General features: G+C 47.6%; 20 protein-coding genes and 1 tRNA gene. 11 read left to right on the top strand and 10 right to left on the bottom strand.

Going from position 1 to position 20,651, the window contains the following annotated elements:
- Positions 1–30 precede the first annotated feature (30 nt).
- On the top strand, positions 31–1,188 hold the full coding sequence (locus ACTJJS_RS12225; RefSeq protein ID WP_440663886.1) for a hypothetical protein: 1,158 nt from the start codon (positions 31–33) through the stop codon (positions 1,186–1,188).
- Positions 1,189–1,391: 203 nt separating this feature from the next.
- Here ACTJJS_RS12225 and ACTJJS_RS12220 read toward each other — a convergent pair.
- The 6 genes from ACTJJS_RS12220 to ACTJJS_RS12195 all read right to left on the bottom strand — a co-directional run bounded on the left by ACTJJS_RS12220 (position 1,392) and on the right by ACTJJS_RS12195 (position 7,079).
- Positions 1,392–1,464, bottom strand: a tRNA-Ala gene (locus tag ACTJJS_RS12220).
- 55 nt (positions 1,465–1,519) lie between these two features.
- Entirely contained in the window at positions 1,520–1,939 is a 420-nt protein-coding gene (locus tag ACTJJS_RS12215) for a response regulator (RefSeq protein WP_078670208.1), read from the bottom strand.
- Positions 1,923–3,020, bottom strand: a complete 1,098-nt coding sequence (locus ACTJJS_RS12210; protein ID WP_168871380.1) for a sensor histidine kinase — start codon at positions 3,018–3,020, stop codon at positions 1,923–1,925. The genes ACTJJS_RS12215 and ACTJJS_RS12210 overlap by 17 nt, the downstream gene beginning before the upstream one ends.
- 15 nt (positions 3,021–3,035) lie before the next feature.
- The gene (locus ACTJJS_RS12205; protein WP_440663885.1) at positions 3,036–5,207 is read right to left on the bottom strand and encodes a sensor histidine kinase; all 2,172 of its coding nucleotides are present in this window, start codon (positions 5,205–5,207) and stop codon (positions 3,036–3,038) included.
- Positions 5,208–5,220: 13 nt separating this feature from the next.
- Positions 5,221–6,339 carry a ThiF family adenylyltransferase gene (locus ACTJJS_RS12200; protein WP_440663884.1) on the bottom strand — a complete coding sequence of 373 codons (1,119 nt, stop codon included), beginning with the start codon at positions 6,337–6,339 and terminating at the stop codon, positions 5,221–5,223.
- A 17-nt stretch (positions 6,340–6,356) separates the two neighbouring features.
- A complete protein-coding gene (locus tag ACTJJS_RS12195) occupies positions 6,357–7,079 on the bottom strand; it encodes a hypothetical protein (RefSeq protein WP_440663883.1) in 723 nt (240 codons plus the stop codon).
- Between the two features lie 501 nt (positions 7,080–7,580).
- Here ACTJJS_RS12195 and ACTJJS_RS12190 point away from each other — a divergent pair.
- A complete protein-coding gene (locus tag ACTJJS_RS12190; RefSeq protein ID WP_440663882.1) occupies positions 7,581–8,312 on the top strand; it encodes a superoxide dismutase in 732 nt (243 codons plus the stop codon).
- A 74-nt stretch (positions 8,313–8,386) separates the two neighbouring features.
- Here the strand turns inward: ACTJJS_RS12190 and ACTJJS_RS12185 are convergent, their stop codons facing one another.
- The 3 genes from ACTJJS_RS12185 to ACTJJS_RS12175 form a co-directional block, all read right to left on the bottom strand.
- Positions 8,387–10,012 carry an ArnT family glycosyltransferase gene (locus ACTJJS_RS12185; protein WP_440664453.1) on the bottom strand — a complete coding sequence of 542 codons (1,626 nt, stop codon included), beginning with the start codon at positions 10,010–10,012 and terminating at the stop codon, positions 8,387–8,389.
- Between the two features lie 117 nt (positions 10,013–10,129).
- Positions 10,130–10,801, bottom strand: coding sequence for a phosphatase PAP2 family protein (locus ACTJJS_RS12180; protein ID WP_440663881.1), 672 nt, complete (start codon positions 10,799–10,801; stop codon positions 10,130–10,132).
- A gap of 12 nt (positions 10,802–10,813) precedes the next feature.
- A complete protein-coding gene (locus tag ACTJJS_RS12175) occupies positions 10,814–12,271 on the bottom strand; it encodes an LptF/LptG family permease (RefSeq protein WP_440663880.1) in 1,458 nt (485 codons plus the stop codon).
- 155 nt (positions 12,272–12,426) lie between these two features.
- Here ACTJJS_RS12175 and ACTJJS_RS12170 point away from each other — a divergent pair, with 155 nt between their 5' ends.
- Positions 12,427–13,041, top strand: coding sequence for a hypothetical protein (locus tag ACTJJS_RS12170; RefSeq protein WP_440663879.1), 615 nt, complete (start codon positions 12,427–12,429; stop codon positions 13,039–13,041).
- Here the strand turns inward: ACTJJS_RS12170 and ACTJJS_RS12165 are convergent, their stop codons facing one another.
- Complete coding sequence (locus ACTJJS_RS12165; RefSeq protein ID WP_168871390.1) at positions 13,042–13,422, bottom strand: START-like domain-containing protein; 381 nt, start codon at positions 13,420–13,422, stop codon at positions 13,042–13,044.
- 363 nt (positions 13,423–13,785) lie between these two features.
- Between ACTJJS_RS12165 and ACTJJS_RS12160 the strand changes: the two genes are divergently transcribed.
- The 8 genes from ACTJJS_RS12160 (at position 13,786) to gatA (ending at position 20,643) form a co-directional block, all read left to right on the top strand.
- A complete protein-coding gene (locus tag ACTJJS_RS12160) occupies positions 13,786–14,652 on the top strand; it encodes a sigma-70 family RNA polymerase sigma factor (protein WP_078670220.1) in 867 nt (288 codons plus the stop codon).
- Between the two features lie 202 nt (positions 14,653–14,854).
- Positions 14,855–16,180, top strand: coding sequence for a signal recognition particle protein (gene ffh, locus ACTJJS_RS12155; RefSeq protein WP_168871391.1), 1,326 nt, complete (start codon positions 14,855–14,857; stop codon positions 16,178–16,180).
- A gap of 108 nt (positions 16,181–16,288) precedes the next feature.
- Positions 16,289–16,747: a 30S ribosomal protein S16 gene (gene rpsP / locus ACTJJS_RS12150; RefSeq protein WP_078670222.1), complete on the top strand. Its 459-nt coding sequence runs from the start codon at positions 16,289–16,291 to the stop codon at positions 16,745–16,747.
- 92 nt (positions 16,748–16,839) lie between these two features.
- A complete protein-coding gene (rimM, locus tag ACTJJS_RS12145; RefSeq protein ID WP_440663878.1) occupies positions 16,840–17,364 on the top strand; it encodes a ribosome maturation factor RimM in 525 nt (174 codons plus the stop codon).
- A 178-nt stretch (positions 17,365–17,542) separates the two neighbouring features.
- Positions 17,543–18,214, top strand: a complete 672-nt coding sequence (gene trmD, locus ACTJJS_RS12140; RefSeq protein WP_168871393.1) for a tRNA (guanosine(37)-N1)-methyltransferase TrmD — start codon at positions 17,543–17,545, stop codon at positions 18,212–18,214.
- A gap of 152 nt (positions 18,215–18,366) precedes the next feature.
- Complete coding sequence (gene rplS, locus ACTJJS_RS12135; protein WP_078670224.1) at positions 18,367–18,714, top strand: 50S ribosomal protein L19; 348 nt, start codon at positions 18,367–18,369, stop codon at positions 18,712–18,714.
- A 198-nt stretch (positions 18,715–18,912) separates the two neighbouring features.
- A complete protein-coding gene (locus ACTJJS_RS12130; protein ID WP_246496197.1) occupies positions 18,913–19,146 on the top strand; it encodes a Sec-independent protein translocase subunit TatA/TatB in 234 nt (77 codons plus the stop codon).
- A 51-nt stretch (positions 19,147–19,197) separates the two neighbouring features.
- Positions 19,198–20,643: an Asp-tRNA(Asn)/Glu-tRNA(Gln) amidotransferase subunit GatA gene (gene gatA, locus ACTJJS_RS12125; protein WP_440663877.1), complete on the top strand. Its 1,446-nt coding sequence runs from the start codon at positions 19,198–19,200 to the stop codon at positions 20,641–20,643.
- Positions 20,644–20,651 lie beyond the last annotated feature (8 nt).

Here is a 20,651-nt window from a genome sequence, read left to right as displayed (position 1 = left end):
TTTTTATTCTTTGTTTCAAACCTATACTTCATGAAGAGAATTGCATGTACGTTACTGCTAATGGCAGTTTTTTCGGTTGCTACCTATGCACAAACAACCTATACGATCACACAGGACAGGCAGCCATCCCCCACCAGGACCTATTGGATGAATGCGGAAATCCCGGGCAGTACAGATGACAGCCAGGGGTTTAATTACGTCCTGCTACATAAATCCTATGACAGTGCTCTTATGGACGGCTGTTTTGTGATGGGAAAGATCACCGGTATACGCGGCCACATGGGGTCGTGGAACCGGAAATGGACCATAGAGGTAAATACCGCATCAGCCTATAATTCAGACAGGGGAAGCCTTATCAGCTACAATGAGCTGGCCTCTCTGGTGACACTCCGTTATAACGGCCAGAAGTACCTGGCTGTCATGATCGACAATAACTCTATGCTGACTGAATTTTCCTTTACAGGATACGTTCAAAACCCTGTGTTACAGCTGGCGAAAGCGACAGAGGTGACGGAAGTACAACCCTTTAAACAATATGATCCGGTAGCAGCGCCCGGCGGTATGGTGGTGGGAGACGCCAGTTTGTATCCGGCCATTTATCCGGCAACATCGGATGCGCTAATTGTCAGCACAGGGAGGACCGGCGGTATGACCATCCGTGTTCCCACCAGCCAGCAGAACCTCTTTTCCGGCGGCCATCATATCACCTGCGTCTCTCCTAATTTCCAGGGCGGGCTGGGGATTTCTGTAGGCCAGGATAACAGTGGTTTTATCCAGGCTTTTTCACCTACGGCAGAACAAGGCAACATATACCTGAATCCTAACGGAGGTAACGTCGGGGTAGGCGTACACGATACCAAAGGATACCGGTTGGCCGTGGCCGGTAATATGATAGCGGAAAGGATCGTGGTAAAGAACCAGCAACGCTGGCCGGATTATGTATTTGCTAAAGACTACAGCCTGCCGTCGTTGCAGGAACTGGACGCATATATCAGTCAGCATCAGCATTTGCCTGATATGCCCTCTGCGGAAGCGGTGAAAGAGAAAGGCATTGACCTGGAAGAGATGAACAGCAAACTCCTCCGAAAAGTGGAAGAATTGACATTGTACCTTATTCAGCTTGACAAGGAAAACAAGGAGCTAAAAGCTGAAGTAGACACGATCAAAGCCAGTATGAAGAAATCATAGACATTACGAAATCCGGTCAGTGACCGGATTTTTTTATACAGGGCATAGCAAAAGTACATTGTCCGGTTTTACGGTCATTGCCTATTGTCAGCATGAAAAAACGGTGGAGAAAATAGGGGTGTAATGATGTTTGGAATACAAAAAATACGGCGATAATAAAAACAGAAAACCCGCGCTGGGCGCGGGTTTTAACGATTTTTTTGTGGAGGATAGCGGGCTCGAACCGCTCACCTCAAACATGCCATGCTTGCGCTCTACCAGATGAGCTAATCCCCCATATTTTCCCTTTCGGGAATGCAAAAATAGATAATTTTCCGAATCTGCCAACTTTTTACACAAAATCTTTAAAAATTCCTTCTACGGTTTCCTTCAGTTCTTTTAGCAGCAAGGGTTTGCGGAGTAATTTGATGACGAGTGGATTGGCATTGGTACGGGTGATATCGCCATAATCGAGGGAGGACGATACCATCACAATATGGCACTGCGATTTTATTTTCTGAGGATAGGTATCAAATGCCTGAAGAAATTCAAAGCCATCCATTTCAGGCATCTGGATATCCAGCAGAATGATAGTAGGGGGTATTTTGGGCAGGGCGATATTGGATGATAAAAACTCCAGTGCCTTGTTAGCATTGGCGAATGAAATCACCGTTCTGCTGATTTGTTGAAAGGTTATCAACTTCTCATGCAGCAATAAATCAATCTCATTGTCATCAATCAATATGACGCGCAGGTCAGGTATCGAATTCATTTCTGTTCGGGATGGTAATTTCAAATTGAGTGCCTTCGCCGTATTTGGACTCTACATTAATTGTACCGCCAATTTTGCTGAGGGCTTCCTTTACGATGTATAAGCCTATGCCACTTCCTGGTTTGTTGTTGTTCTTGGAGCGAAAGAACATTTTAAAGATGTTGTTCAGATGCTCGCTCAGGATACCGATACCATTGTCCCGGATGCAGATGGTGGCCTTATGCGGTTCTGCTTTTACCGACAGGTTGACCGTTGGTTCAGGTTCTTCCGGTTTTTGGTACTTAACAGCGTTGGAAATAAGATTGTTTAAAATAACGCTGATCCGGAAAGTATCTCCCCGGAACTCGGCTACCTGGTCCACCTGGGTATTAAACCGGATGGCAGTGTTCTGTGGCTGAAAGGCGGTGATACAGTCATTCAACAGGGTATTGAAATCTATTTTCTCATATTCTATTTCCAGGCGGGAATTACGGTAGTATTCGATGATTTTCTGGATAAACCCGTCGAGCTTCAGTACACAGGATTCTACCATGTTCATATAGCCGTTGGGGTCTACCACTGAATTATCGAGCCGTGACAGGTTAATAATACCCAGTACAGACATCAGCGGGGAACGAAGGTCATGGGAAGTGGAGTAGATGAAGCGGTTCAGCTCATCATTGGTTTTTTCCAGTTCTGCGATCTTTTCCTTGAGCTGTTTGCGGGTAGAATAGATCTCATACGCATTGTTGATGGTTTTATGCAGCTCGTTTTCATCCCAGGGTTTTTTGATATAGGAAAAGATATGCCCCTTGTTGATGGCATCAATGATGTCTTCCACATCGGTATAACCGGTCAGCAAAATGCGCATCGGGTCGGGAAGGGTGTCTTTGATTTCATTAAAAAACTCCACCCCGGTAGATACAGGCATTTTCTGGTCCGCTATGATGATATGGACCATAATCTCCTTCAGTAATTGTTTGCCTTCCTGCGCTGAGTTTGCGGTATAAATCTCGTAACTTCTGCGAAAGCTGGCCTTGAAGGCGTTCAGATTATGGATTTCATCATCGATATATAATATTCTAATGCGGTTTTCTTTCATTAAAGGGTGTTATGGTTATGATTGATGAATCGTGATGTTGAGAGGTAAATATATAATAAATTCCGCTCCTTCCCCGGGGGTGGAATTTACGATGATTTTACCCTTGTGTTTCTCTATGATGCTGAATACGATAGAAAGCCCCAGGCCGGTCCCTTCCCCCACGTCTTTGGTGGTAAAGAAGGGGTCAAATATCTTCTGTTGCACCTCTTCCGACATGCCAATCCCCGTGTCTTTGATCCGGATAACGATAAACTGGTCTTCCTGGCCGGTGGTAATGGTAATGGATTCGTTGTGTTGTTCTTTTTTGCTTTTGATCGCATTCAGGGCGTTGGAGAAGATATTCATGAACACCTGGTTGATCTTACCGGCGTAACATTCAATTTTAGGCAGTTCCGAATAGTGCTTAATGATGTTAACATTGGGCGGAATGCCATTGCGCAGGAGTACCAGGGTAGAGTCCAGGCCCTCATGGATATCGATGGACTTCACATCGCTTTCGTCCAGACGGCTGAAGGTACGTAGCCCTTTCACGATCTCTGCGGTACGGGCGGCACCATCCTCGATGCCCTTGATCAGGGAAGATATTTCTTCATGAATATATTCGATATCAATTTCCCGCTTGAATTGTTCGATGGACTTCAGCTCACTTTGTATATCGGTTTTGCCGGCCAGCCTGTCGTAGCGGTTAAGCAGCTCCTGCAGGTCGGCAATATCAAGTTTCAGCGGCTTGATATTAGAGGTGACAAAGTTGATCGGGTTATTGATTTCATGGGCAATGCCGGCGGTCAGCTGACCGAGGGACGCCATTTTTTCCTTTTCCACCAGCCTTGTCTGGGTGTCTTTCAGGTTGGTAAGGGCCACATTGAGGTCGTGGTTACTGTTTTGCAGTTCCTCCGTGCGTTCCTGTACTTTAGCTTCCAGGATGATATTTTGTTCTCTTACCAGTTGTTCGTTTTCTTTGGAGATCTCCAGGGCGATGGCCTGTGATGCTTCTTTTTCGGCTTTAAAGGTGTTGATTTTGTCTGCCAGGGCAAAGGACAGCAGTATGACCTCTATCGCGGACCCTATTACGATAATATGGCTGGTGAAGATATTATAGGGGATGATGCCCACATCCTTCAATACAAAACAGATAATGGCGAGAATGAACACTGTCCACGCCAGTACGAATATTTTAGCAGTGCGGGAATGTTTCACGGCCTGCATGATGGCAAACAGCAAAATGAAGCTGACGCCGGTAATGGCCAGGAAATCTATAAGGGCGTACGCGACGGAAAAATACCCTAGCAGTGACAGTACGATAGTGCTCGAATATACAATCACAAACAGGTTCATGGTCCGGTAGGCCCAGGGGGCTTTTTCCCGCACGTGGAGGAAGCTCTGTACAAACAACAGTACCGAGATGCCCGACAGGGCGCCAGCCCACAGTACGCTTTGCTCGGTGACGTACAGGTTTTCATGCCAGAAGAAACGGTACCCGAAACCATGCAGGCAGATCTGCGCCAATCCCACACAGGCGATGTAGATGATATAGTAAAAATAACTCCAGTCTTTTACGGAAAAGAAAATGAAGGTATTGTAGAATATCATAACGAGAATGATACCGATATAGATGGAGAGCAGCAGGTCGTCGTTATACAATTTGCTGTATATCTCCCTGGCCGTGCCGATGTAGACCGGCACCAGGATGGCCTCCCGGCTTTGTATACGCAGATAAAAAGTGCTGGACAAGCCGGTAGGAATACTGACATTATACACGAAGTTCTGGTGTACGACCGGTCTTTTTTTGAAGGGCCGTAATTCCCCTCCCGGAATCACCTCGTAGCCGTTGGGGCCAGGGTAGTATAGGTCTATCAGGTCCAGGATCGGATAGGTGATATTGAACATCAGCTCCGGAAACTGGGTGCTGTTTTTGACGGTAAAGCGAAGCCAGATGGCGTCCTTGGTCAGCCCGAAATTGGGAATCTGTTTTGGCAGCTTCTGAAAAGCGGGGGAGTGTTCCACGTCCTTAAACGTGAGGTCGCCGGCCGGGTCCAGCAGGTATTCCAGCTGGCCGTATTCAGCCAGTTGGATAGGATAGTTGTGGGATATGCAGATGGTATCTGCCCAGGCAGGCACCCAGTGGGCCGTTACTAACAGCAACAGGCATACGAATTTGTAAAATGCCGGTCTGATCAGAAGTCGCATGGCTTATTTCGGATCATTTATCGTGATTAAAAATCTGTTCAAGGTCTACATAATAACGGCCGGAGGCAACCTCTCGTTTCAGCCCTATTTCCCGGCACACATGGGCGATAGCGGCGCCTCCCAGCATTACGGCCGAAGCCAGCTGCGGCCAGGTGGTAATCGTTTTGCCTATCTCAGCGAGAGAGGCCTGCATTTTGGTTGACATGGCATTGAAATTAACAATACGGTCTACCAGTTCCATCCTTTCCGGTCCCTGCATGTTTCGTACCTGGGGGGCGGTGATATCTTCCGGTATCCGTCCATGCAATATAGGTAAATCAGGCTGGAGATCAAACCGCTCTACATCCACCATGCCCCGGTCGCTGGTGTCCATCACTACCGGTATCTGCATGGACCTGGCACGCTGACGGGCCAGCACCTTGATATCCAGGCTGTCACATTCTTCCACGAGTATGTCCAGCGGGCCACCGGTGGTCAGAAAAGCGTCTATGTTTTCATCAGAAATACCATTATCATAACAATGGACCGTTAGAAAAGGATCAATTTCGGCGATTTCCCGGGCCACCAATACTGTTTTCAGGATGCCCACATTATGAACGCCTGTCCGGATACGGTTCATATTGCTGAGGTCCAGCCGGTCAAAGTCGGCTATACGAAGTTCTCCGCAGAGCCTTTCGATGGCCAGCGCCATGGCTACGGACTGTCCTACGGAAAGGCCGATAACGCCAATTTTTTTTGTCTGCAGGATTTTTCTCTCTGCTTCTGTGATTTTATATTGATTGCGGCTGGTGCGCAGCTGTATAAATTCAGCTTCGTCAAGAATATGCACCACATAGCCAGACCAGGGGTAGTATACCCATACGCCATAAGCGGCTGGGGACGTGTTGCCCAGGTGGGCGGCCACCTTTTCGGCGAGGGCGGCGTCAGATAATCTTTCTGTTGGATGTTGAAGGCGGATAAGCTCTGCCAGCTGCGATTGTATCTCGTCGAAGACGCGGATACCGGGTTGCTGGACGAGCAACTGGGTAAGGGCGTCCAGCTGTGCGGGGTCCTTTAACCTGAAAAACTCTACTTTCCTTTCTAATGATCTCTGTTGGCTCGTTGCAATAGCATCTACTAGTACGTTGTTCATCGTTAAATTATTTATTGCTACCGGGATAGCGGAAGGTCGCTCGTTGTCGCCGACATGATCCTCAGGTCATAGTCAACCTGCATCTCTCCCTTAGGCCCTTTTTCTACAATCGTTTGCACCGGATTGTTGCGTAAACTTATCATTCTTTCGCGGTCCTCCGGGTGGGCGCTCTTCAGTTCCAGGGGGTCGTTCAGTATGAGCGCGGTAGCGATCAGGTCTTCTTTGGGGTAATAAAAAGTACCCTGATTACCGATATTGGTCATAATCTGATACCCGGTACGGATACTGTTGCGAAAGGTAGTTTGCGCGCAGAACCCTAAAAAGGTGGAGACAGGCAACTGGTTCAATACGGCATTTACCACCCTGAAGAGGACAATGCTGCCAATACCCCAGCCGGCCACCTCCCGGGAATTCCATAACCCGCAAAATTCACCGGTACCGCCGGCAGCGGCTAATTCCCTTACTATGTCGTATATCCTGGGGTCCATATTGTTGATGGCGCTCTCAATCGGGAGCGGAACACTTCCTCCGGCCAGCTGTATCCGGCAGCCACCATATGTTTTAGTATAGTCGTCATTGCTCACGGTAATAATGTAGGTATAAGGCTCGTACATCCAGTCGACATTTGCGGAGGTCACCTTCGTCACACCATAGGCTTCCAGCACCTTCCGATGTCCTGCAATATATTGCAAACATTCTTCGGGATATTCGATTGCCTTGAATACTCTTACCTTGAGCATGTATGGGAATGCTTTAAATTTTTTTTAGTTTTAAGTCAGCCAGGGTCGGGTGGCTTTAAAAAAATATACGCAGTTTTAATTTATAAGCATCGTTAGCAAAAAAGCTACCGCTTTTCCACTAGGCTGTAACCATGGCGGGAGTATACAGCATAGTATCGTTGGCTTTTATAGCGGGGATTGCATCTCTTTCTCTTTAGTTAGCATCTCCCGGGATAAATAGTTCCATTTGTTGAAAAAGATTAAAAAGCTCTACATCTTCACATGAAGGTAATGGTAAAATAGTATTATTTCCAGAATAATCCATAAAGAATGTCCCGTTTTTTGAATAAATACTAAACACGCAAGATGTCGTACCCTGGTATTCAACAGTATAAGTATCTGTAAATATTTTACTGGCGAAAATAGCCGTATGCATTGGTGTAAATTTTGCTGCGATGAATTCCCTTTACAGTTAGATTTGTATCTCTCTTATTTCTATAAACAAATTTCAATTCTTTTAATATGAACAAAAGAGAATTCATAAAGCTGACCAGCCTCGCTGGCGTAGCTGCACTCAGCGGCCCACTCAGCAGCCTGGCCGTGCCCGTTACTTCTGCGAAAACCAGCTCCGACGACCCGAAGGCCCCATTTGTAGTGCCGCCACTGCCTTATGCTTATGACGCCCTGGAACCCTACATCGATAAAATGACGATGGAACTGCACCACGATAAACATCATGGCGCCTATGTAAAAAATCTTAACGACGCCATCAAAGGCACGCCCTTCGCTACCCTGTCGCTGGAAGAAATATTGCATAAGGTAACCACAGCTGATAAAGACAAAGCTGTCCGCAACAACGGCGGCGGCCATTACAATCACTCCCTGTTCTGGACCCTGCTGTCTCCTAAAAAAACAACTCCCTCCGAGAAACTGAAAGTTGCCATCAATAAAGACTTCGGCTCCTTTGAGAAATTCCAGGAGAAATTCAATGATGCCGGTAAAACACAATTTGGCTCAGGTTGGGCATGGCTGATAGCAGGCCCCGGCAAAAAATTGTCGGTGATCAACACCCCTAATCAGGACAACCCGCTCATGCATAACATCGTGAAGGAAAAAGGCACGCCTATCCTCGCGCTGGACGTATGGGAACACGCCTACTATCTGAAGTACCAAAACAAACGTCCGGATTATATCAACGCTTTCTGGAACATAGTGAACTGGGACGAGGTGGAAAAGCGTTATAACAACGCGTAAGCACAGCTCCTGATAAAAGCAAAAGAGGGAAGGCCTGCCAGGCCTTCCCTCTTTTGCTTTTATGTTTAGCATAACTATTTACGTTTCATAAAAACAAACCCGTTCTTCTCCCCAATCACTTCCAGATTGGGATGGTGAATAAACTCTTCACTGTCAGTGATACGGCAAATAAAATACGCTGGTTTGTCGATAGCGCCGTTCAGCAACCAGTTGGTGTCTGGATAGTTTTTATTGTGATGAGGCTGTTCCCGTGTGTAGTAGTGCTGGGCATAACTGTGATAGCCCAGTGCTTTTACATACACGTCCCTGCCTTGCAGCGAAATAAAAAAGTCGATGGCTGCGCCCTGGGAATAACGTTCCAGCTTCGGTACAAAATGCAGTACCGTTACCGGGATGATCACCATAGTGCTCACAAACAGGCATATCAGCCCGTTGGTGATTTTCCGCTTGAACAGTAACGCAACGCTGACAGCCACCAAAATAATATAGGCGATACCGTAGCCGGTTTCTGCCACAGACCACGGTACTTCAGCCTGCAGGTTGGCCGCGGCAAACTTATCGCCGATATAGGGTATGATCATGTCTTTGTACACGCCTACCAGCGGCAACAGGGCAATCGCTATGCCCAGCAAAATTCCGGTCACGCACAACAGGGCAATGTTCCAGCCGCGCAGGCGCAGTTTGCCGGAAGACAGTTTATATACCTGGTAGGCTGCCAGATAGGATAGCGGGAAATAACACAGGGAAGAATAATGCACGATCTTGGTTTTCACAATGGAAAACAGGACCAGCACCACCCAGAATAATATCCACATCCACACCGTAAAATCCTTCTGTTCGGCAGCTGCGGGTTGCCGGTAGATGGTCTTTCTCCTGCCACGGATATACGAAAACAGGAAGATGCTCGCAGGAAAACAACCAATCAGGAGTACTACCCAGTGGTAGAAAAACGGGCCGCCATGACCGGCGTCTTCAGTGGTGAGCAGCCGGACCTGGTAGGTCACAAATTCATTGACAAACCACCAGCCATGGGCCAGGATCTCGTAACCAAACCACAACAGGGTAGTGACAGACGCAAAAAGGGCAATAAGGCCGAGATGCGCCAGTTTGATGCCGATGCGGAATTTGTTCCAAAGCCAATATACCAGCAGCGTAAGCATGGACACGAGGATGGCCACCGGCCCTTTGGTGAGCACTGCCAGACCAAGGAAAAGCCCGCTCAGCATGGCCATGCGGTACGACCGGTTACTGTAGGCTATCCGGTACGCAAAATAGATGGCCAGGAAAATAAAGTAGTTGAAGGTAGGGTCAATAATACCAGACTTGAAATAAAAGTGTGGCAGCCAGGAGCCTGCATATACCAGGGCCCACCACATGCCCATTTTCTCATCCGCCAGTTTTTTGCCGATGCCAAAAAGCGTCAGCAGGGTGGCTATACCAATGATCGCATTAGGAAGACGGGCGGCGAAGTCATTCACGCCAAAAAGCAGCATGCTGCCCGCCTGCATCCAGATGAACAGGGGCGGTTTTTCCCAGAAGGGCCGGAAATCGATCTGGACCTGACTGTAGTTATGGCTGACAATCATTTCCCGGGCTGCTTCGGCAAAGTTTATCTCGTCCCAGTCAAAAAGGTGTACAGCCCCCAAAAAGGGTATAAACAGCAGGGCTGCCACAAGAGCAATCAACAGGTATTTCATCATCACGGTTTATAAAAAATGAGCACCTCGGGGCGCTCTGAAAATGCAAAAAAGAAAAGGAGCAAAGTCCGCAAAGGTGCTGATCTTTGCGAACTTTGCTCCTTTGAAAAACTTAGGGATTTACGCCGCGTTGGCGTTCATCACGGCTTCCGGACATACTTCCGGGGAAGTGGCGGAGTCCTGGAACCTGAAGAACCCACACACAATAATAGTGCTAAGAGTGCCAACGATGCTGCCTACATATACGTCCGCAAAAAAGTGTTGTGCCAGATAAATGCGGGAATAACCTGCCGTAAGTGCTAATACAATAAACAGGAATCCCAGCTTTTTATTGCGCAGCCATACAGAGAGGAAGCTGAACATGGCAAAAGCCACGGCAGAGTGCCCTGAAGGGAAACTGCAGCTACTGTGTACGGTCACCCATTTCACTGTGTGTACCAGTGAAGCGGCTTCATCACCAAAATAGCTGATAGGCCTCGGCGCGTTAAAATAATGTTTAGCCACCTGTACTACTACGGCCGCCAGCAGAAATACTGCAAGACCGATGAAAAATACCCTGAACTTCTGCGTGAGCAGCATCAGCAACAGGATAATGCCAAACATAATACCGTCTCCGAGATAAGTGATCCCGGTAACTAATACATCCCCAAACGATGAGTGCTCTCCGTTGATGCCAAGAAATAACTCACGTTGGCTGTAGGTTGCCAGCATTACTCCCCCCACTATAAGCCACAGTAGGAAGGGCAGAAAAAAATAAGCATTCTTTCTGAACAGTGTTAACAGTGTTTTCAATTCTGTAGGTTTTTAAATTGTAGGTTGCGTTTTAAACCTGTTACGTTTAAACTTTTGTAAGAACTTTTTTAGTTTTTGATATATGCGAAAATAAAATTCTTTATTGAATAAGTTGGAATCGTTCATGGCTTTATAAATTAAAAAGCCGGCGATGGGCAACAGGACAATATTCGACAGCCACATGCCCGACCAGGTGAACATCACTCCGCTGCGGGCCATCTTTTCGCCGATCATGAAAAATATATTAAAGATCACAAAAAAGATCACGGCAAATACCAGCGGGGTGCCAAGGCCTCCCTTACGGATAATGGAACCCAGAGGTGCCCCGATCAGGAACATTACCACGCAGGCGGCCGCCAGGGTGAACTTGCGCTGCCATTCCACTTTGTGCATCAATATAACGCCGTGCTTGTCAGAATATTCTTTAGTCGGTGCCTCCAGGGAGCTTAAAGTTTCGCGAACGCTTTGTTCTGCTCTCTCCAATGCGTTGTGCCGGCTCTTTTCAGGAATGATTTCCTCAAAGTCCTTCACCTTCAGCGGCGGCGCGGTAGCCGCCCAGGCGGAGTCTTTCCAGCGGAAGAAAGGAAAACGCACCGTCACATAGGCATTGACGGTTTTAGCGAAAACCACCTGTGATTTTTGCAGGGAGTCTATGGCAAAGTCCAGCTGCCGGATGTTGAGCATCTGCTGGTTGGAGGCAAAGAGGTCGGTATTGAGTCGGTTAAACGCAAAGGAGCTCAGGTCAAACGCCTTGCTGTATTTTTTGAAGCTGAAGCGGATCATGTCCCCCGGAACGGAATAGCCGCGATTGCCTTTCTCTTCATATCTCCAGCCGTTTTCGAGGATGAAGTACAGGAAACGTTTATTGGCGGTAAGCACCATCTGGCCTTTTTCGGCGAGAATGATCCTGTCGCCGCTGCCGCCGCCGGCAGAGTGATCGAAGATCATGACCTGGTGGATGGTCTGGTTGTCTTTATCTTTCTGGGCCACTTTGATAGTATACCCCGGAATGTCGCGGTAAAATACGCCTGCCTTGATATTGAAGGCGGGCTTGGAATAGGTGATGTCGTAGAGCAGGGATTTGGCCTGCAGGTTGGCCACGGGGATCACGTAATTGGCAAACAGGAAAGCCAGGACGCCGATGATGCTGCACACCACCATGAGGGGACGGATAAAACGCAGCAGGGAAATACCGGCCGATTTCAGGGCTACCAGCTCAAAGCTTTCTCCCAGGTTACCGAAGGTCATGATAGATGACAGCAGTACGGCCAGGGGCAGGGCGAGGGTTACCAGTGTGGCGCTGGTGTAGGCGATCAGTTGAACGATCACCATCGTGTCCAGTCCTTTTCCTACCAGGTCGTCTACATATTTCCAGAGGAACTGCATTACCAGTACAAAAAGCGTCACAAAAAAGGTCGCCACAAAGGGGCCCAGAAATGTTCTAATAATTAATTTATCGAGTTTCTTCACTGATAATGCCTGATTTTTTTGCCAGCAAAAGGGAAAAGGTTCGCCGGGAACGCTCATCTTTGTGTTCCGGCCAACCCTATACGTTTTGCGAACGTAAAGGTAGCACGATTTCACAAAGGAGTGTTAAAGCATCCCTGAAAATACCGTTAAATTATATGGAAAATTTTTATCTCACCGCAGAAGAGGCGGCTATTGTATTTACACCCCGGGTGATAGAGTTGAAAAACAAGGCCATAGAGAAGGTGATGCTGTTGATGGGGAAGCTGCAGGAAGCGCTGGCTGCCTGGGATGCGGGGTCGACGTTCGCTTTTGAGCCGGAGTGGTTGCAACAGGGGCCAAAGATCTCAAAAGGGGAGCAATACAAATCGCTGCCCTGGGTAATCCTGGATTATCCACGGTATTTCAGTAAAACGGACGTATTTGCCTTCCGCAGCATGTTCTGGTGGGGGCATTACTTTAGCTGCACCCTGCACCTGGCGGGAGCGGTCAAAAAGCGGTTTGAGGCATCACTGCTGGCGGCATATGGGCCACTGGCGGCTGCCGGTTTTCAGGTGTATCTGCCGGAAGATCCCTGGGAGCATGATTTTGAAAACGGAAATTACCGGTCCATAGGTGATATGGGTTTAGAAGACTGGAAAAGGCTGGTTGGCCGGAAAAATTTCATTAAACTGGCGAAACCGTTTGCATTGGAACGCTGGGGAGAAATAATTACTGATATAGTGGAGGCTTATGCGACCCTACTCAATGAATTGACGGTGAAAAGGCCGTGATTAGTTTCCGATTCTATGGAACAGATCTTTTACCTGGGATTCCCAAAGCTGGCTCTGGTCTTTAATCTCTCTCTTTTCAGCGAAGTCTTTGACCACCAGGATGGTCATATTGGTGACTTCTGAAATCTGTATGCGGAATTCAAAGAATTCTTCCCTGGGGGCGTGGAGCCAATGGAATTTAATGAATTCATCTTCTTCCTGCTCCAATATCTCCGCTTCCTCTGCGCTGCCATTCCAGGAAAAGGAAAAAACATTGTCCCGGAAATCTACCCTGTCTGCGAACCATTCCTGCAAACCAGCCGGGGTTGACAGGAATTCGTATAGGATACCGGGGGAGCACCTAACCGGGAATTCCAACTCGTAAAGCACTTTCTTAGACATCTCTCAAATAATTAGTAAATCAATATCATCTGGTTGCAATTATAGAAAATATTTTATTCTGTCAAAATAATTTACGGTTTTTTTTTAATTAATCCGAAGAATGTATGAACATCTTATAGAATTTACAAATATTATAAAATTCCACTATTTGTAACTACGTACTGACGGACGATTGCAGCCGACCCTATATGGGGAGCGGATTAGCAGGAAAATAATAAGCTCTTAAAGATCAATCGATTTTATTTGGAAATGATTTAAAAACGACAGATTTTTTTTGGTCGGCTTCTAAAAAAAGTTATTTTTGTCAGGCATTCATCAAATCTTAACTTTTTCTTAACCTGTAACTGTTCCGACTCTATGTCAATGCGCCAACTTAAAATCACTAAATCCATTACCAACAGGGAATCTCAGTCCCTGGAGAAGTACTTGCAGGAGATTGGGAAGGTGGATTTAATTACGCCGGAGGAAGAGGTAAATCTCGCCATCCGCATCAAGCAGGGCGATCAGAGAGCATTGGAAAAGCTGACTAAAGCTAACCTCCGCTTTGTGGTATCCGTTGCCAAACAGTATCAGAACCAGGGTCTGTCGCTCAGCGACCTGATCAACGAGGGCAACCTGGGGTTAATTAAAGCTGCTCAACGTTTTGATGAAACGCGCGGTTTTAAATTCATTTCCTACGCCGTATGGTGGATTCGTCAGTCCATCCTGCAGGCACTGGCAGAACAGTCCAGGATCGTAAGGCTGCCGCTGAACAAAGTAGGCCTCAGCAATAAGATCAGCAAGGCATATTCCCAGCTGGAACAGGAATTTGAAAGGGAGCCGTCACCCGATGAACTGGCCACTATCCTCGAAATCAATACCGATGAAGTGGAAGCCACCCTCGGCGTAGCTGCCCGCCACGTGTCCATGGACGCGCCGTTCATTGACGGGGAAGACAACTCCCTGCTGGACGTGCTCGAAAATCCAAACGCCGTTAGCGCTGACGAGGAACTGGACCATCATGACTCCCTTCGCCGGGAAATCGAAAGGTCCCTGTCTACTCTCACAGATCGCCAGAAAGATGTGATCATGCTGTATTTCGGCATCGCAGTGGAACATCCGATGTCCCTCGAAGATATCGGGGAAAAATTTGGCCTCACCCGCGAAAGGGTCCGTCAGATCAAAGACAAGGCCATTACCAAACTCAGGACCACTTCCAGAAGCAAACTGCTCCGGAACTACCTGGGATAGACATTACATACGAATCAGAATTGTTGGATATAAACGCTTTGGCGGAGACAGGAGCTGAAAAACAGCTCTCTGTCTCCGCTATTTTTTTATTCCCCGCCCGGCCGTCCCGTCCCGCCCATTCCCCGGTTCCGGTGAATTCCAAGATTCTTGGCATATTCTCGCCCGAAAACAATAATTTTGCTGTCCGTTTAAAATATCAACAATGTTTGAATCATTATCAGAGAGATTAGATTCCGCGTTTAAGCAACTTAAAGGGGAAGGCCGTATTTCGGAAATCAATATCGCCACCACCATTAAGGAAATCCGCCGTGCACTGGTGGATGCGGACGTGAACTACAAAATAGCCAAGGAATTTACTGATAAAGTAAAGGATAAAGCCATGGGAGAAAAGGTGTTGACCGCCATCTCTCCCGGACAGCTCATGGTAAAGATCGTGAAAGACGAACTGGCAGAGCTGATGGGTGGCACCGAATCCGAAATTGATATCAAAACAAACCCCTCCGTTATACTCATCGCTGGTTTGCAGGGTTCGGGCAAAACGACCTTCTCCGGTAAACTGGCCAACTTCCTCAAGTCCAAAAAGGCGAAGAAACCCCTGCTGGTAGCAGCAGATATCTACCGCCCGGCGGCGATCGACCAGCTGAAAGTGCTGGGCGAGCAGATCGGAGTGGAAGTGTATAGCGAGCCCGAAAATAAAAACGCCGTGCAGATCGCCGAAAATGCGGTCAAACACGCTAAAGCCAATGGCAATAACATCATCATCATCGATACCGCCGGCCGTTTGGCCGTGGACGAGGTGATGATGACCGAAGTGGCCAACGTAAAAAATGCGGTGAAGCCACAGGAGATCCTGTTCGTGGTAGACTCCATGACCGGCCAGGATGCGGTCAACACCGCCAAGGCATTTAACGACCGCCTGGACTTTACCGGCGTGGTGCTCACCAAACTGGACGGTGATACCCGCGGCGGTGCGGCCCTGACCATCCGTTACACCGTTACCAAGCCGATCAAGTTCGTGAGCATGGGCGAAAAGATGGACACCCTCGACGTGTTCTATCCGGAACGTATGGCCCAGCGTATCCTCGGCATGGGTGATATCACCACCCTCGTGGAACGCGCCCAGGCCCAGTTCAACGAAGAGCAGGCTAAAAAACTGGAGAAAAAAATCCGTCAGAACCAGTTCGATTTTGACGACTTCCGGGAACAGCTCCAGCAGATCAAGAAAATGGGTAACCTGAAAGACCTGATGGGCATGATCCCCGGCGTAGGCAAGGCGGTAAAGGACCTTGATATCAGCGACGACGCCTTCAAAGGCATCGAAGCCATGATCAACTCCATGACACCGGCTGAACGCGGTAACCCCGACATCATTGACGGCAGCCGCCGTAAGCGTATCGCTAAAGGCGCCGGCAAAAACATCCAGGACGTAAACCAGTTCATGAAACAATTTGAACAAATGCGCCAGATGATGAAGATGATGAACAAGTTTGGCGCTGGTGGCAAGGGTTTGAGAGGGCTGGTAAAATAAAAAATACTGCTCCGTAAACTTTTTTTTGCAAATACCAATTAGAAGGTTACATTTGCATCCCTAATTAAACAATATTTCCTAACTCGCAAAAAATAACTCGACTTATTTATGCCAGTAAAAATCAGACTGCAGAGACATGGCGCTAAGAAGAGGCCTTTCTATTTTATCGTAGTGGCTGACGCTCGCGCTCCAAGAGATGGTAAATTCATCCAGAAAATCGGTACTTACAATCCTTTAACCGTTCCGGCTTCCATCAACATCGATACTGAAAAAGCATTGCGTTGGTTGCAGAAAGGCGCTCAGCCTACCGATACTGTTAGACGGATCTTGTCTTTCAAAGGTGTATTGTATTTGAAACACCTGTTAAGAGGTGTTACCCTGAACCTGTTCGACGAGCCTACTGCTTACCAGAAGTTTGCACAATGGCAAGCTGAACACGAACAGAAAGTATCTGCCCGCCGTGACGGCCACAGAAAAGCAAGAGTAGCTGCTCCTATCGTTAGAAAGGTTGAAGACACTCCGGCAGCTCCATCCGCACCAGCAGAAGGAGAAGGTACAGAAGCATAAAACGGCAACGTTTTAACAATACCTGAAAAAGGAAATGTTTGCATTCGCAAATATTTCCTTTTTTAATTTCATGGCAGGACTCTCTCATAACGATGAATAATTATTTCAGCATAGGAAAACTGGTGTCTGCGCACGGATTACAGGGGGAATTGCTGGTGCGTCACAGCCTTGGCAAAAGATCGTCCCTCAAAGGTGTGACCGCTATTTTCCTGGAAGAAAGGAAAAACAGCTTTATCCCTTATTTCCTGCAGCAGGTGACCGTTAAGGACGCAGAGCACGTATATGTACGCCTCGAAGGCATAGACTCCAAGGAAGCCGCGCAAAAGCTGCTGCCCGGACAGATATACCTTCAGGAAGAGGACTTTAAGGCACAAACGGCTTCTTCTTCCCCGTTGGCCCTGCTGGGCTTTACGGTGGAGGATGCCCACCACGGGCTGCTGGGAACAGTGGAAGAAGTGATCGAAATGCCCATGCAGGTATTGGTAAAAGTGCAGATCAAAGGTAAAGAGGCACTGCTGCCCGTTAATGAGCAGTCGCTCGTAAAGGTGGACCACAAAAAGCAGGTGGTGCATCTCGACCTGCCAGACGGGCTCGTTGAACTATATACCCAGGGCTGAAGCCCTGGGCCACAATCAGCGAGCATACCAGAGGGCCATGATAAATAATCCGGCCCGGAGCAAGATACAATGCATTGGGCCGGTGTTTGGAACAGGCCCATACAACTAAGCTGAAGCCTTAGGCAATAACAAATCGTAGCCCAGGGCTTTAGCCCTGGGAATCAAAGCAATATCATTTATGCGAATAGATATCATTACAGTATTGCCGGAGCTGTTGGAAAGCCCGCTGTCCCATTCCATTATGAAGCGGGCACAGGCAAAAGGAATGCTGGAGGTGCATGTACACCCGTTAAGGGCCTATTCCAACCTGAAGCACAATCAGGTCGACGATTACCAGTTTGGCGGTGGTGCCGGCATGGTCATGATGCTGGAACCGATCGTTAACGCGATTGAATCGTTGCAGGCCAAGGTAAAGTACGATGAGATCATCTATCTGACGCCTGACGGGGAGACACTGAACCAGCAGATGGCCAACCAGCTGTCGCTCAAAGGCAACCTGCTGATGTTATGTGGTCACTACAAGGGGATTGACCAGCGTATCCGCGATCATTTCATTACCCGGGAGATCTCCATCGGCGATTATGTGTTGTCTGGCGGGGAGCTGGGCGCAGCGGTGCTGGTGGATGCCATCGGGCGGTTGCTGCCAGGCGTGCTGAACGATGAAACCAGCGCCTTGTTTGACTCTTTCCAGGACAACCTGCTGGCTCCGCCGGTATATACCCGGCCGGTAGAGTTCAGGGGCTGGAAAGTGCCTGATGTGTTGCTGAGCGGCGACCATAAAAAGATCGAAGACTGGCGGCATCAGCAGGCGTTGGAAAGAACGCAGGCCCGCAGACCTGACTTGTTGTAAATTAATCACTTAAAAATGACATAAATGGCAATGTCTGTGTTTTCCACAGGCAGTTCCGGAAAAAAGGTGGATAATCTCAAGATTTATTCCTGATTTAATTTGGTAAATGCCATTTCTTGTTTTACTTTTGCACTCCCATAAATATTTGAAAGATGAACGCAATTTCGTTTGTTCACGAACAACTGACAGCTAAAAAACAGTACCCTAAGTTTAAAGCAGGCGACAACGTCACTGTCAATTATAAAATCGTGGAAGGTAATAAAGAAAGGATTCAGTCCTTTAAAGGTGATGTGGTGAAAATCCAGGGTACAGGGTTTACTGCGTCTTTCACTGTTAGAAAAATTTCTGACGGTATTGGTGTGGAAAGACTGTTCCCACTTTACTCTCCTCATATCGATGCTATCGTATTGAACAAGGTAGGTAAAGTAAGAAGAGCGAAACTTTATTACCTGCGTGAACGTGCTGGTAAGAAAGCCCGTATCAAAGAAAAAAGGGTTTAGTATAAAATACAGGGAAATTAGTTACAGGCGGGACCGCATGGTCCCGCTTTTTTCGTGTTCTTAAAATGCTATTAAATCTGTGGTTTTAACAATCCCAACGGGTGAAAAAGCGGATTTTATGGCTATCTTTGTAGACTATCATCGATAACTAAACAAACATTTGAGAAGATGACTGCTGTTTTTGTAAAACCATCATTTTTGATTCTCCAGGATATCGGCATGTCCGAGCTGCTGTTGATTGCCGTTGTGGTATTACTGCTGTTCGGAGGCAAGAAAATCCCTGAACTGATGCGGGGATTAGGTAAAGGTATCCGTGAGTTCAATGACGCCAAAAACAATGTGCGCCAGGAAATTGAAGAAGGCATGCGGGAAAAGCCTGTACAGCCTGCTACAACCGACACCAAGCCAACTGATGCCCAACACAACGCATAATCTGGCGTAGCACATACTGTCCCTGATTTTAATATTTTAACTGATTTAGCTTTGACTGAATTCAGCAGTATAACTTCTTTCCATAAAGCATTATACGCCGGCAGTACAAGCTGTACGGAACAAGTACGCCTGTATCTCGACCGGATAGCGCAGTTAAAACATTTGAATGCCTTCCTGGAAGTATATGAGGAGGAAGCCCTGACAAAAGCGCAGGAGCTGGATGAACGGATAAAGAACGGTCAACCGGTAGGCGCGCTGGCAGGAGTGGTGGTAGGTATTAAAGATGTGATCTGCTATAAAGGCCACCATGTGGGTGCCGCTTCCAGAATACTGGAAGGGTTTACTTCGCTTTATTCCGCCACGGCTGTAGAACGGCTGCTGGCTGCCGATGCTATCATTATAGGCAATCTCAACTGCGATGAATTCGCGATGGGGTCTACTAATGAGAATTCGGCTTATGGGCCTACCCTGAACGCGCTGGACAATACCCGGGTGCCGGGTGGTTCTTCAGGAGGCTCTGCCGTAGCGGTACAGGCAGATCTTTGCCTGGTTAGTTTAGGCAGTGACACAGGTGGTTCCGTTCGCCAACCGGCGGATTTTTGCGGGATCATCGGATTAAAGCCAACATATGGCCGTATTTCCCGTCATGGCCTGCTGGCTTATGCCTCATCCTTTGATCAGATAGGCATTTTCGGCAAGGAAATTGCTGATGTGGCGGCGGTTCTGCAGGTGATCGCAGGACCGGATGAGTTTGATAGCACTGCGGCGCAGCGGGAAGTCCCTGATTACCAGCAAGGTCTGTTACACAATAAAAGTCACAGATTTGCGTATTTAAGAGATGCCCAGTACCATGAAGGATTGGATGCTGAAATGAAGGATGGCTATATCGACCTCTTTGAAAGTCTGGTAGATGCAGGACATACCGTTACCGGTAAAGGTTTTGACTACCTCGATTACGTGGTCCCTGCCTATTATGTGTTGACGACAGCAGAAGCATCCTCCAACCTGTCGCGTTATGACGGGGTCAGATTTGGGCACCGGACGAATGAGAAAAACCTCGATTTGATCGATTTTTACAAAAAAAACAGATCAGAAGGGTTTGGTAAAGAAGTAAAACGTCGTATATTACTCGGGACTTTTGTGTTGAGCGCAGGTTATTACGACGCTTATTACACCAAAGCACAACAAGTCAGGAGATTAGTTACAGACAAGCTAAACGAGATACTGGAAGAGTTCGACGCCATTTTAATGCCAACGGTGCCGTCGACAGCCTTTAAATTAGGAGAGAAAACAGAAGATCCAATTGCCATGTACCTGGCGGATATATATACGGTACTGGCTAATCTGGCAGGGGTCCCGGCCATTTCAGTGCCATTGGGCCGGCATTCAAACGGAATGCCATACGGTGTACAGATCATCACAAAGAAGTTTGACGAAGCGGCCTTGTTACAAATTGCCCATCAACTGATGGCAACTGACAGGGCATCGATTGTTTAAAATAAATT

The sequence above is a fragment of the Chitinophaga sp. 22308 genome (assembly GCF_052045305.1).
Classification (GTDB): Bacteria; Bacteroidota; Bacteroidia; order Chitinophagales; family Chitinophagaceae; genus Chitinophaga; species Chitinophaga varians_A.
The sequence above is the reverse complement of the archived record's forward strand: the minus strand, read 5'-3'. Positions and strand labels throughout refer to the sequence as shown.

What these genes read in the sequence shown, in the direction of transcription:
- ACTJJS_RS12225 (WP_440663886.1), top strand. Translation starts at nt 31, where the DNA reads ATGAAGAGAATTGCATGTACGTTACTGCTAATGGCAGTTTTTTCGGTT.
- ACTJJS_RS12215 (WP_078670208.1), bottom strand. Translation starts at nt 1,939, where the DNA reads ATGAATTCGATACCTGACCTGCGCGTCATATTGATTGATGACAATGAG.
- ACTJJS_RS12210 (WP_168871380.1), bottom strand. Translation starts at nt 3,020, where the DNA reads ATGAAAGAAAACCGCATTAGAATATTATATATCGATGATGAAATCCAT.
- ACTJJS_RS12205 (WP_440663885.1), bottom strand. Translation starts at nt 5,207, where the DNA reads ATGCGACTTCTGATCAGACCGGCATTTTACAAATTCGTATGCCTGTTG.
- ACTJJS_RS12200 (WP_440663884.1), bottom strand. Translation starts at nt 6,339, where the DNA reads ATGAACAACGTACTAGTAGATGCTATTGCAACGAGCCAACAGAGATCA.
- ACTJJS_RS12195 (WP_440663883.1), bottom strand. Translation starts at nt 7,079, where the DNA reads ATGCTCAAGGTAAGAGTATTCAAGGCAATCGAATATCCCGAAGAATGT.
- ACTJJS_RS12190 (WP_440663882.1), top strand. Translation starts at nt 7,581, where the DNA reads ATGAACAAAAGAGAATTCATAAAGCTGACCAGCCTCGCTGGCGTAGCT.
- ACTJJS_RS12185 (WP_440664453.1), bottom strand. Translation starts at nt 10,012, where the DNA reads ATGATGAAATACCTGTTGATTGCTCTTGTGGCAGCCCTGCTGTTTATA.
- ACTJJS_RS12170 (WP_440663879.1), top strand. Translation starts at nt 12,427, where the DNA reads ATGGAAAATTTTTATCTCACCGCAGAAGAGGCGGCTATTGTATTTACA.
- ACTJJS_RS12165 (WP_168871390.1), bottom strand. Translation starts at nt 13,422, where the DNA reads ATGTCTAAGAAAGTGCTTTACGAGTTGGAATTCCCGGTTAGGTGCTCC.
- ACTJJS_RS12160 (WP_078670220.1), top strand. Translation starts at nt 13,786, where the DNA reads ATGCGCCAACTTAAAATCACTAAATCCATTACCAACAGGGAATCTCAG.
- ffh (WP_168871391.1), top strand. Translation starts at nt 14,855, where the DNA reads ATGTTTGAATCATTATCAGAGAGATTAGATTCCGCGTTTAAGCAACTT.
- rpsP (WP_078670222.1), top strand. Translation starts at nt 16,289, where the DNA reads ATGCCAGTAAAAATCAGACTGCAGAGACATGGCGCTAAGAAGAGGCCT.
- rimM (WP_440663878.1), top strand. Translation starts at nt 16,840, where the DNA reads ATGAATAATTATTTCAGCATAGGAAAACTGGTGTCTGCGCACGGATTA.
- trmD (WP_168871393.1), top strand. Translation starts at nt 17,543, where the DNA reads ATGCGAATAGATATCATTACAGTATTGCCGGAGCTGTTGGAAAGCCCG.
- rplS (WP_078670224.1), top strand. Translation starts at nt 18,367, where the DNA reads ATGAACGCAATTTCGTTTGTTCACGAACAACTGACAGCTAAAAAACAG.